General features: G+C 32.0%; 7 protein-coding genes and 3 pseudogenes. 5 read left to right on the top strand and 5 right to left on the bottom strand.

The genetic code is table 11. The features are described 5' to 3' along the window. Window positions 1-17: 17 nt before the first annotated feature. On the bottom strand, window positions 18-2576 hold the full coding sequence (gyrA, locus tag JJC05_RS14365) for a DNA gyrase subunit A (protein WP_105196565.1): 2559 nt from the start codon (window positions 2574-2576) through the stop codon (window positions 18-20). 260 nt (window positions 2577-2836) lie between these two features. On the opposite strand from gyrA, the pseudogene JJC05_RS14360 reads away from it, so the two are divergent. From JJC05_RS14360 to JJC05_RS14340, 5 genes and pseudogenes are all read left to right on the top strand, one after another. After that, a pseudogene (locus JJC05_RS14360) lies at window positions 2837-5384 on the top strand (ATP-dependent Clp protease ATP-binding subunit). A gap of 58 nt (window positions 5385-5442) precedes the next feature. Continuing rightward, the gene (gene rimK / locus JJC05_RS14355; RefSeq protein ID WP_235877706.1) at window positions 5443-6813 is read left to right on the top strand and encodes a 30S ribosomal protein S6--L-glutamate ligase; all 1371 of its coding nucleotides are present in this window, start codon (window positions 5443-5445) and stop codon (window positions 6811-6813) included. Continuing rightward, window positions 6813-7318: pseudogene (locus tag JJC05_RS14350) on the top strand (DUF421 domain-containing protein). Before rimK ends, JJC05_RS14350 begins: the two are co-directional and overlap by 1 nt. A 281-nt stretch (window positions 7319-7599) precedes the next feature. Next, window positions 7600-7962 carry a DUF1304 domain-containing protein gene (locus tag JJC05_RS14345; RefSeq protein WP_105196569.1) on the top strand — a complete coding sequence of 121 codons (363 nt, stop codon included), beginning with the start codon at window positions 7600-7602 and terminating at the stop codon, window positions 7960-7962. A gap of 18 nt (window positions 7963-7980) precedes the next feature. Further along, a pseudogene (locus tag JJC05_RS14340) lies at window positions 7981-9552 on the top strand (protein adenylyltransferase SelO). 663 nt (window positions 9553-10215) lie between these two features. Here JJC05_RS14340 and JJC05_RS14335 read toward each other — a convergent pair. From JJC05_RS14335 to JJC05_RS14320, 4 genes are all read right to left on the bottom strand, one after another. Next, the gene (locus tag JJC05_RS14335) at window positions 10216-10656 is read right to left on the bottom strand and encodes a hypothetical protein (RefSeq protein WP_105196571.1); all 441 of its coding nucleotides are present in this window, start codon (window positions 10654-10656) and stop codon (window positions 10216-10218) included. A gap of 2 nt (window positions 10657-10658) precedes the next feature. Next, window positions 10659-11015, bottom strand: coding sequence for a hypothetical protein (locus JJC05_RS14330; RefSeq protein WP_088394533.1), 357 nt, complete (start codon window positions 11013-11015; stop codon window positions 10659-10661). Window positions 11016-11100: 85 nt separating this feature from the next. After that, window positions 11101-12279 (bottom strand): AIR synthase related protein, encoded by a 1179-nt coding sequence (locus JJC05_RS14325; protein ID WP_088394531.1) that lies wholly within the window; start codon window positions 12277-12279, stop codon window positions 11101-11103. A gap of 82 nt (window positions 12280-12361) precedes the next feature. Next, window positions 12362-13243: an OmpA family protein gene (locus JJC05_RS14320; protein WP_240668921.1), complete on the bottom strand. Its 882-nt coding sequence runs from the start codon at window positions 13241-13243 to the stop codon at window positions 12362-12364. Window positions 13244-13258: the final 15 nt, after the last annotated feature.

Genomic DNA, 13258 nt, shown 5'->3' with positions numbered 1-13258 from the left:
TTGTTCTTAATTTTATATTATTCTTGATTTTCTGATTCAGTTCCTGTTTGGGGATCTGTTGTTAAATTATCATGTAATTCATCTGATTCTAAATTCATTTCTTCTTCATCTTCTTCTCTCATTACTTTACAAACTGCTGCAATAGAGTCTTTTCCTTTAATATTAATCAAACGAACTCCTTGTGTTGCACGTCCCATAACACGTAAATCAGAGACTCTCATTCTAATGGTTAAGCCTGATTTATTAATAATCATCAAGTCATCATCATCTGTAACGTTATTGATGGCAATAAGTGAACCTGTTTTTTCGGTTATATTTAAGGTTTTTACTCCTTTTCCTCCACGATTTGTTATTCTGTACACATCTTCTCCATCATCATCGACTAATTTTGTACGTTTTCCATAACCGTTTTCAGTTACTACTAATATTTGAGAATCATTTACATGATCTCTATCAATAGATACCATTCCTATTACTTCATCTTTTTCATCAGCAAGAGTTACTCCTCTTACACCAGAAGCAGTTCTTCCCATTGGTCTGGTTTTTTCTTCTTCAAAACGAACTAATTTACCTGACTTAACGGCAATTAAAACTTGACTATTACCAGTTGTTAATTTTGCTTCTAATAACTCATCTCCATCTTTTATTGTTATGGCAGCTACTCCATTAGTACGCGGACGGGAATATTGTTCTAAAGAGGTTTTCTTAACTTGACCTTCTTTGGTCACCATGATTACATAATGACCATTGATGTACTCTTGATCTTTTAGATCTTTTGTACAAATAAAAGCCTTTACTTTGTCATCTTGTTCAATATTAATCAAGTTTTGTATAGCACGTCCTTTAGCTACTTTACTTCCTTCTGGAATTTCATATACTCGCATCCAGAAGCATTTTCCTTTTTGAGTAAAGAATAACATGTATTGATGATTGGTTGCTACATACATGTGTTCTAAGAAATCTTGATCGCGAGTTCCAGCTGATTTTTGTCCTACTCCACCTCTATTTTGAGTTTTGTATTCCGACAGCGGCGTACGTTTTATATAACCTGCATGTGATATCGTAATAACCACTTGTTCATCGGCAATTAAGTCTTCAATACTCATATCACCTCCTGAATACTCAATTATAGAACGACGTTCATCACCATATTTTTCTTTAATCTCTAATAATTCTTGTTTAATTAGATCCATACGAAGTTCTTTACTTGCTAATAACGCTTTTAATTCAGCTATCAACTTCATAATTTCTTCGTATTCTGCACGTAATTTATCTTGTTCAAGACCTGTTAACTGTCTTAAACGCATTTCTACAATAGCACGGGCTTGAATTTCAGAAAGGTTAAATCGTTCTATTAATTTACCGCGAGCTTCCTCCCCGTCTTTAGAAGAACGAATAAGGGCAATAACTTCATCTATATTATCAGAGGCTATGATAAGGCCTTCTAAAATATGAGCTCTTTCTTCTGCTTTACGTAAATCAAACTGTGCACGACGTGTAACAACATCATGACGATGTTCTACAAAATAATGTATTAATTCTTTTAAGTTTAACAGCTGAGGTCTTCCGTTAACTAATGCTATATTATTTACACTAAATGAAGACTGTAATTGTGTATACTTATATAAGGTGTTTAATACAACGTTAGGTACGGCATCTCTTTTTAGAATATAAACAATACGCATACCGTTTCTATCGGATTCGTCACGTATGGTGGCTATACCTTCAATTTTTTTATCATTTACCAAGTCAGCCGTTTTTTTAATCATTTCTGCCTTATTTACTTGGTAAGGTATTTCGGTTACAACAATTGCTTCACGTCCTTCTACTTCCTCAAAACCAACTTTAGCACGCATTACGACACGACCACGTCCTGTTTTAAAGGCTTCACGTACTCCATCCATTCCGTAAATAACCCCTCCTGTTGGAAAATCAGGTGCTTTAATATAAGTAGCTAATTCATCTACTTCTATATCGTTATTATCTATATAAGCCAAAGTTCCATTTATGACTTCCGATAAATTATGAGGTGCCATATTAGTAGCCATACCAACAGCAATACCAGATGCTCCATTTACAAGTAAATTGGGTACTTTAGTAGGCATTACTTTGGGTTCTTCTAGAGTATCGTCAAAGTTTAATTGAAAATCAACTGTTTCTTTATCAATATCAGCTAACATTTCTTCAGAGAACTTTTTCATTCTAGCCTCTGTATAACGCATAGCCGCTGGACTATCTCCATCTATTGATCCAAAGTTACCCTGACCATCTACCATTAAATAGCGTAAGCTCCAATCTTGCGCCATACGAACCATAGCATCATATACAGAAGAATCCCCGTGTGGATGATACTTACCTAACACTTCCCCTACAATTCTCGCTGATTTTTTATGTGGTCTATTAGAAAAAACTCCTAATTCATGCATTCCAAATAACACGCGACGGTGTACAGGTTTCAAACCATCTCTAACATCTGGCAACGCTCTTGACACAATAACTGACATCGAATAATCAATGTAAGCTGATTTCATTTCGTCTTCAATGTTAATTGGAATTAACTTTTCTCCCTCAGACATAAGTATTTACGTTAATTTATCAAATTTTTTACAAACGCGCTAATATACACATTTATCTGATTTTAGGCATACTAAATAAAGGGTTATTTTTTTTTTTATTAACAAACAAACATCTTTTATTCGTTAATAAATACCTATTACAATACTTGTTGCATTCATTTTTTTTTTGTCTTTTAGCCTGACAGTAGAAGTGAAATGGAATGTTTTTTGCAATTCCATTTATAAATCATTAAATTTACAATTACTAATAACTGTAAGATATGGATGACAATTTTTCACCAAGAGTTAGAGAAGTAATTACTTTCAGTAAAGAGGAAGCATTGCGTTTAGGCCATGATTTTATTGGCACTGAGCACTTTATGCTTGGAATTTTAAGAGATGGCAGCGGTTCTGCCATTCATATTTTAAACAACCTCTCTATTGATTTAGAGCACTTACGCAAAAAAGTAGAGATATTAAGCCCTACAAATCCTAATACTACTTTAGGTAATGATAAAAAAAATTTGCATCTAACGCGACAAGCTGAAAGGGCTTTAAAAACTACATTTTTAGAGGCCAAAGTTTTTCAAAGCACAACAATCAACACGGCTCATTTGCTTTTATGTATATTACGTAATGAAAATGATCCTACAACAAAGTTATTACACAAACTCAAAATTGATTACGATACAGCTAAAGAACAATATTTAACTATGATGCCAAACGAAGAAGATTTTCAAGACAATTTTCCTAAAAATGAATCATCTTATGGTGATGATTCAAGACAAGATGACAGCTTTAGTCAAAGTAATCCTTCTAATCCTGCCAATAAATCAAATAAAAAATCAAAAACACCTGTTTTAGATAATTTTGGACGTGATTTAACAGAAATGGCTGAAGAAGGTAAACTTGATCCCGTAGTAGGGCGTGAAAAAGAAATAGAGCGTGTTTCACAAATCTTAAGTAGAAGAAAGAAAAACAACCCCCCTTTTAATAGGAGAACTCGGCGTTGGTAAATCAGCTATTGCGGAAGGTTTAGCTTTACGAATTGTACAAAAAAAGGTTTCTAGAATTTTATACAACAAAAGAGTTGTTACTTTAGACCTTGCCTCATTAGTGGCTGGCACCAAGTATCGTGGTCAGTTTGAGGAACGTATGAAAGCCGTTATGAATGAATTAGAAAAAAATGATGACATCATTCTTTTCATTGACGAAATTCACACCATTGTTGGAGCAGGTGGAGCAACAGGATCACTTGATGCCTCTAATATGTTTAAACCAGCTCTTGCAAGAGGAGAAATACAATGTATAGGCGCTACTACTTTAGATGAATATCGTCAGTACATCGAAAAAGATGGTGCATTAGAGCGTCGTTTTCAAAAAGTTATTGTAGACCCAACTTCTATTGAAGAAACTATTACTATCCTAAATAATATCAAAGGAAAATATGAAGATCACCACAATGTAATTTTTACATCGGAAGCAATTGAAGCTTGCGTTAAATTAACGGAACGTTATATGAGCGATCGTTTTCTTCCTGATAAAGCCATTGATGCTTTAGACGAAGCTGGTTCTCGTGTGCATATAACCAATATTGATGTTCCAAAACAAATCTTAGACTTAGAACGTCAATTAGACGAAGTACGTGAACTAAAAAACACGGTCGTAAAACGTCAAAAATACGAAGAAGCAGCCAAATTACGAGATGATGAAAAACGCATTGAAAAAGAATTAGCAATAGCTCAAGAACAATGGGAAGAAGATTCTAAAAACAATAGAATAAGTGTAACAGAAGACAACGTTGCTGATGTTGTGTCTATGATGACAGGGATTCCTGTAAACCGTATTGCCCAAACTGAAAGTAACAAATTGGCTCATTTACCAGAAATATTAGACAAAAAAGTAATAGGCCAAAAAGATGCTGTTAAAAAAATTGCACGTGCTATACAACGTAACCGCGCTGGGTTAAAAGATCCTAACAAACCAATAGGCTCATTCATATTCTTAGGCTCAACAGGAGTTGGTAAAACACAATTAGCTAAAGTCTTAGCTAAAGAATTATTTGATTCTGAAGAAGCTTTGGTTCGAATTGACATGAGCGAATACATGGAAAAATTTGCTATCTCTCGCTTAGTAGGAGCACCTCCGGGATATGTAGGATATGAAGAAGGAGGACAATTAACTGAAAAAGTGAGACGCAAACCCTACTGTGTAGTCCTTTTAGATGAAATTGAAAAAGCACATCCCGATGTTTTTAACATGATGCTACAAGTGTTAGACGATGGGTATTTAACAGATAGCTTAGGTAGAAAAATTGACTTTAGAAATACAATTATCATTATGACTTCTAACGTAGGAGCTCGTCAGCTAAAAGATTTTGGTCAAGGTGTTGGTTTTGGCACTGCGGCTAAACAAGCACAAGCAGATGATCATGCTAAAGGCGTTATTGAAGGAGCATTGAAAAAAACATTTGCGCCTGAGTTCTTAAACAGAATTGACGATGTTATTGTATTTAATGCTCTAGAAAAAGAAGACATCGATAAAATTATTAATATTGAGCTACAAAAATTATATGCTCGCATTAAAGAATTAGGATATGAATTACAATTAACCGAAGAAGCTAAAGCTTTTATTGCAGACAAAGGTTTTGATAAACAGTTTGGTGCACGTCCTTTAAAAAGAGCCATTCAAAAATATATAGAAGATGCTCTAGCAGAAGAAATTATTACCTCTAAAATACATGAAGGAGATATAATTGAGATGGATTTAGACAGTGGTTCACAAGAATTAAAAATTCAAGTAAAAAAATCTCAAAAGCCTACAGACTAGTAGGCTTTTTTATTCGAAAATAATTATTTATTGTTATCTTATTTGATTATTTAAAAGTATGTCATCTAAAAAAGATATTATTGGAAGCGAGGAATGGTGCTCTTTTCCTGAGTTAGAAATTCCTTATATTAAAGCAAGAGTCGATTCTGGAGCCAAAACATCGGCTATGCACGCTACAAATATTACTCCTTTTTCTAAAAATGGAGAAAATTGGGTTAAGTTTGATGTTAATCCGCTTCAAGGTAATGTTAAAATAATTAGACATTGCGAAGCTAAATTAATAGATAAAAGAATTGTAAAAAGCTCTAGCGGCTATAGAGAACAACGTTATGTCATTAAAACAAACTTAAGCATTGGTAATGAAACCTTTCCTATTGAAGTAACTCTAGCAAATAGAGACTCTATGGGATTCCGTATGCTTTTAGGACGTGAGGCTATGGTCGGAAAAATGATGGTAGATCCTGAAGAAAAATACATTTTAGGACAACCCTCTTTTGATGAAATAAAATCTCATTATCATGTTAATAAAGAATCCAGTGCTAAACTGAGAATTGCCGTATTAGCTAGTAATCCTAATTTATATAGTAATTGCCGAATCATGGAAGCAGGTGAAATGCGTGGACATGAAATGGAATTTTTAAATATTAAAGAATGTTATATTAAATTGGATGCCACAACACCCGAAATTCATTATCGAGGAGGACGTGTTTTGGACAATTTTGATGCCGTTATTCCGCGCATTCGACCAAGTATTACGTATTATGGTTGTACTTTAATTCGGCAGTTTGAAGCCATGAAAGTTTTTACTCTTAACTCCGCAGCAGCTATTACGCAATCTAGAGATAAATTATTTTCGTTACAATTATTACTACAAAGTGGCATTGACATTCCCACCACAGGATTTGCCAATTCCCCTTTAGACACAAATGATTTAATCAAAATGGTAGGTGGCTCCCCTTTAATAATAAAATTATTAGAAGGTACACAAGGAAAAGGAGTTGTATTAGCGGAAACAAAAAAAGCAGCTGAATCAGTTATCAACGCATTTAAAAGTTTAAATGCTAACATCTTAGTACAAGAATTTATTAAAGAGGCTAATGGTAAAGATTTACGTCTATTTGTTGTAGATGGTAAAGTAGTAGCTGCCATGCAAAGAGAAGCAGCCCCCGGAGAGTTCAGAGCCAATATACACATGGGAGGAAGTGCATCTGTAATTAAAGTAACTGCTGCTGAAAAGAAAATAGCTATTAAAGCAGCCAAAGCAATGGATTTAAAGGTAGCTGGAGTAGATATTATTCGATCCAGTAAAGGACCTCTATTATTAGAAGTAAATTCTTCTCCGTGTCTAGAAGGCATAGAAGGTGCTACACATAAAGATATTGCAGGTGAAATGATAAAGGCGATTGAAAAAAATTTTAAAATTAAATGATGAACGCTTTTTTAGATATCATAATACGTAGTGCATCTGTTTATTTATTCATGATAATTGCCCTTCAATTATTTGGAAAAAAGAACTTTCACAACTTAATACAGCTGATATTATTCTAATTTTACTAATTAGTAATTCCGTGCAAAATGCAATGGTAGGAAGTGACACTTCTCTTTCAGGGGGCTTAACAGCAGCTTTAGCACTTTTTATAATTAATCTCATTTTTAAAAAAGCAATGATAAAATCAAGTACGATCAAAAACTTGATGACAAATAAACCCGAAATATTAATACATGACGGAATTACTGATTATAAAGCATTAACACGTTTAGGAATAACTTTAGAAGAATTAGAACAAGCCGTACGAGAACATGGTATTGAACATTTTGACAATGTTAAACTTGCAATGTTTGAAACAAATGGAAATATCAGTGTCATTTCTGGAGAAAATAATTTAGTCCAAACTAAACATAAACGTAAACACATACACAAGTCCATGCTTTAATCTATAAAATACCTAAAATCCGAGTTCCCTCAATAAAAAAATAAATAATCATTTGGCATGTAATATAATTTTAATAAATTATAATCAGATTAGGTGCTAAACTTAATAATCGAAATAAAAAAGTAAAGAAGATAAAAGATATACAGCTTTTTCAGGTAGATCTAATTCTACTAAATTAAGAGTAAAAAAGGCAAAGTTATTTTTATCTAGAACGACTTAATTATCAATATCAAATCTATCAAAAAACAGTTAAAATATTACAATTTATAAAAAAATCAACTATGTTAATCTTAGCCAAAACTATTATTCTTTTTATAACATTCATTCATATATATATCCTATGGATTGAAATGTTTGCTTGGACTACAAAGGCTCCTAAAGTATTTAAAACCATTCCTAAAAACCTATTCGAACCTACCAAAACTCTAGCTGCAAATCAAGGCTTATATAATGGTTTTTTAGCTGCTGGGTTAATATGGTCTCTCTTAATAAAAAACATTGAATGGTTTGAAAATATTGCTCTATTTTTTCTAGGTTGTGTAGCTGTTGCGGGCATTTATGGTGCTTTAACAGTATCTAAACGCATTTTATTTGTACAAACAATTCCTGCATTACTAGCAATAATTACTCTATTATTTAGTTAATCCTTTTTTAAATTTTATATGTCCTTATCATTTTCAATTAAAAATAAATTTACAAAGGAACTACCGGCTGATCCTATTAACGAAAATACAGTTCGAAAAGTATTTGAGTCTGCTTTTTCATACACAACCCCTACTTATCCAAAAAAAACCAGTTTAGTACATGTAAACATTCTTTTTGCTAAAGAATTAGGTCTTTCAATAAATGACCTAAAATCAGAGGACTTTATATCTATTTTTTCTGGAAAAAAATATATCCTGAAACTACCCCATTTTCAATGTGTTATGGCGGTCATCAATTTGGTGTCTGGGCTGGTCAACTAGGAGATGGCCGTGCTATTAATTTATTTGAAATTGAAATTAACAATAAACAATATACACTTCAATTAAAAGGAGCTGGAAAAACACCTTATTCAAGAAATGCCGATGGTTTAGCTGTACTACGATCTTCCATTAGAGAATATTTATGTGCCGAAGCCATGAATGCTTTAGGTATTGCCTCTACTCGGTCACTTAGCATCATAACAACAGGTAATGATGTACTAAGAGATATTCTATACAGCGGAAACCCCGCTTATGAAAAAGGGGCTATTGTATGCCGTGTTGCTCCTTCATTTATTCGATTTGGAAATTTCGAATTATTTGCCGCTCGAAATGATTTAAAAAATTTACAATTATTAACTGATTTTACCATCAAACATTATTTTCCTGAAATTAAAAAAACAGGAAAAGAAGCATATATCCTTTTTTTTAAAACAGTTGCTCAATTAACACGAAAATTAATCACAGATTGGCAACAAGTAGGTTTTGTACACGGAGTTATGAATACAGATAATATGTCTATTCACGGTATTACTATTGATTATGGCCCTTACGGTTGGTTAGAAGACTACAACCCTAATTGGACTCCTAATACTACCGATTCTCATCAGCATAGATATGCTTTTGGTAATCAACCTCAGGTATCTCTTTGGAATTTATATCAACTAGCAAATGCCTTATATCCTTTGATCAATGAAACAAAAGACTTAGAAGAAATACTTCATGAATATGAAAATGAGTACGAAAATGACTATATCAATATGATGCGAAAAAAATTAGGTCTTATACAAACTCATGATTCTGATCGCGAATTAATCTACCAATTAGTTAATTTATTACAATTAAAAGAAACAGATTATACTATATTTTTTCGATTGTTAGGCAATATTTCAAAAGAAAAAACGATACAAGATGCTTTTCAAGTCATACAAGATGCTTTTTACGAAGTAGCAAATAATACTCCTGAAAATGAAAATTCATGGTTCGTATGGTTTGAAAATTATTTGAATAGAATTAATTTAGAGTCTCTTTCTAATGAAGAAAGAAGAAAAAATATGAACTTAGTAAATCCAAAATATATCCTTAGGAATTACATGGTTCAACTAGCAATAGAAAAATCTGATTTAGAAGACTATAGTTTATTAGAAGAGCTATATCAAGTAATACAACATCCATACGATGAACAACCAGAATATGAAAAATGGTTTGCTAAAAGACCCGATTGGGCAAAAGAAAAAAATAGGCTGCTCTCAATTATCTTGTAGTTCTTAATTTTTTAATAATTCCGGTTTTATACTTCCATTCTATTTTGGAAGTATAAAACCGATTTTTTTTCAAAAATTATATTAGAACAAAATTTTAATTATTTTATCTTCATCGCAAAATCTATAACGTAACTCTATCCAACTTAGCTAAAATTATTCTATACGAGATAACATAGTGTTTGATCATTGATTGTCTCAAAGGACTTCCAAATGGAGGCTTTTTTACATTTCAGCCAAAATCTTGGAGGGGATAAATTCAACACTTTTTACAAAGGCTTCGCTCGCAAATGCAAGTTAGCTCTCATTTGTCAAAGAACAATACTTTCTTGAAATCGGGGTTAAAAACCTCAAAGATCTTAAATCATACCATTAAACCCAGATTACGCATTAGACCCGAGCGTAGCGAATAGACGAAGTAAATCTATTCAACTTTATTTTCTTCAAATTCAAGCACGTACTCAAATTTTAATCATCAAAATAGTTCATTATTTCTTCTTCTAAAATTTTCCGTGAGCACTTGAATTTATTGAAAAATTTTGTTTCACAACGAAATCTAATACAGAATCTGGGTTTAAAAGAGAAATTACATAACATTGATAATGTAATTTCTCCTATGGGGTTTAGTATACTAGTGCTCTTTAAACCGTTTTATTACTAAAATGTTTTTTTATCATCCTTTAAATTTCCAATCAAATTCATCCGAACTATCATTAAATACAGCTCCTAATTCAAAACGGATTACTTGATTGTACTCAACTTGAAAAATCATCCAATTTGATTCGTTAAAATAATTATCAACTGAGTCAAACGATTCTATTTCTAATGGTTTAAAATTTTTGGCTTTCAGTAATTCTTGAATTAGATGAATAGGTTTTGCTATGATTGTTTGATCAAATAATAACAAATTGGGATTTGATGAAATAATATATCCCAAACGAAATTCTTCTTCTTCATAAAATGTCAAACGCCATTTTTGTTCATTATAAAGGTAAATTAAGTTTTCTTCTTCATCTTTAAATTCTTTGTTGGGTTGTCCATACAACTTTACTACATCATTGGGTTTCATCCCGAAAACCAATTGATCAATTCCTATTTTTGGATTAATTTTCATCTTTACTCAGCAAATTCATCATATCGCACAGGGACTTGCGGATCGTATAATGGACATTTAAATTCATCCATAATTTGACACAGTTTATCCATGTCAGTTCCTTTTGTACCGTAACAATTTATCAATAGACTTTGATTCGTTATTTTTATATGAAACGCTCCAACTCCTGTTGTATTTTTAAAACTCATGGAGTCTATTTTTTCCCATTTAGCAAACACATTTGATATACGACTCAAAATAATCGTAACGGGAAGTTCTTCTAGACCTTCAATTAATTTGTTTTCTAACAATTTTTCATAAACTTCATGATTGTTAAGATAAACTTCCTCTTTGTATCTCCAAAATAGTAATTCGTACATTTAATATTTATTTTAGATTAGTTGTTTAATTTTTTTACTATTAATAAATAATCATTTAGCATTTTTTTATTATTCTTATCTAAAATTAGTATTCAAAATTACCAAATTCAGATTTAATCGTTAATTTTTTGGTTCTAGAAGCTTCCACTCGCCCTATAATTTGTGCGTCAATACTAAACGATTGGGCTATGGTTATGATATCATTTGCTATTTCGGCAGGTACATATAATTCCATTCGATGACCACAGTTGAAAACTTGATACATTTCTTTCCAATCGGTTTTTGATTGTTCTTGAATTAACTTAAATAAAGGGGGAATTTTAAATAAATTATCTTTAATAATGTGAAGGTTATCTATGAAGTGTAAAATTTTTGTTTGAGCTCCTCCACTACAATGTACCATCCCATGAATTTGATTTGGTGTATATCTTTCTAAAATTTGTTTAATTACTGGAGCATAAGTGCGCGTAGGAGATAATACTAATTTACCTGCATCTATTGGAGATCCTTCAACTGTATCCGTTAGACGAACTTGTCCTGAATAAACTAACTCTGACGGTACGGAAGCGTCATAGCTTTCAGGATATTTAGTGGCTAATTCATGAACAAATACGTCATGTCGAGCTGAAGTTAAACCATTACTTCCCATTCCGCCATTATATGTTTTTTCATAAGTAGCTTGTCCATAGGAAGCTAAACCTACAATCACATCTCCTTCAGTAATACGGGCATTATCTATGACTTTTGAACGTTTTATACGAGCTGTAACTGTTGAATCTACAATAATAGTACGAACTAAATCTCCTACATCGGCTGTTTCGCCACCTGTGGAGTGAATTGTAACTCCAAAAGTTTTTAATTCTTGTATTAATTCTTCTGTCCCTTCAATAATAGCAGAAATAATTTCTCCTGGAATTAAATTTTTATTACGTCCAATAGTAGACGATAACATTATATTATCTACTGCGCCCACACACAATAGGTCGTCTATATTCATAATAAGCGCATCTTGTGCAATTCCTTTCCATACGGATAAATCGCTTGTTTCTTTCCAGTACGCATAAGCTAATGAAGATTTTGTACCGGCACCATCGGCGTGCATAATTAAGCAATAGTCTTCATCTGCTGTTAAATAATCGGGAACTATTTTACAAAAAGCTTTTGGAAATAAACCTTTATCAATATTTTTTATAGCGTTATGTACATCTTCTTTGGATGCAGAAACACCTCGCATTGCGTAACGCTTTGAAGTATCGGAAGTCATTATATAAAAGTTATGTTGTTGTGGCGCAAAGATAAAAAGAAGTTAATTCTTAACCGTAAATCATATCACTTTTTTTAGATTGCTAATTTTCTACTATTTCTATTTCTACTCTTCTATTGGCGGCTCTTTCTTCTTCGCTTTTTTCAGGCAACTCATATAATGGTTGACTACTTCCAAAACCTTTGTAAGACATTCTGGACTTATCAACATTTTTAAATTCTAAAAATTTATATACGGCTTTTGCCCGTTGGGTTGACAAGTCTTGTCTATCTTTATTAACACAACAAACGTGGCCTTGTATTTGAATTTTTAATTTTGGATTTTGTTGCATAACTAACCATAACTCGTACAGTTTCCCTCTCGATTCTTGGGTTATAGCATAGGTATTTAATACAAAATTTAAATTTTCGATTTTTAACTTCTCTCCTACTTTTGCTTCATGTATTTTTTTCATGAATTGCGTATCTAATTTTATTTCTGTTTCGCTACCATCTGGATTATTTAGTAGTAGGCTGTGGGGAAAAATAACTAAATCACGGGAGTTATTCGTTGGCAATTTTGGTGCTATAATTTCTTTTTCTTTATTTAAATCTTTTTCTTTTAAATAGAAGACTACTACTTTTCTATTTTCTGCTTTTATTTTGGATTGTTGGTGTAATTCTCCAAAACTTATTTTTTTAAAATCTTCTCGAATTACAATCTTTCCTTTTATTAAATTAAAAATAGTTTCTGTTCTTTTTTTAGCTAAACTATCATTGTATTGATTGCTTCCATCTTCATCTGTATAACCACTTAATGTTAATATCTTACTTTTTTTATTTTCTTGAATCCAATTTTCTACTCCCTGCTTTTCAGATGGGGTTAAATCATATTTATTGCTTTTAAAATAAATTGAAAATTGTTCTTGTCCAAAGAACTTCCAATTAAAAAAAAGCATAATAATAAGGAATGATAGCTTACTCATCTAATTTCTTTTGTT

Source organism: Flavobacterium davisii (assembly GCF_019565505.1).
Lineage (GTDB): Bacteria > Bacteroidota > Bacteroidia > Flavobacteriales > Flavobacteriaceae > Flavobacterium > Flavobacterium davisii.
This window is presented reverse-complemented; position numbering and strand designations above follow the sequence as displayed.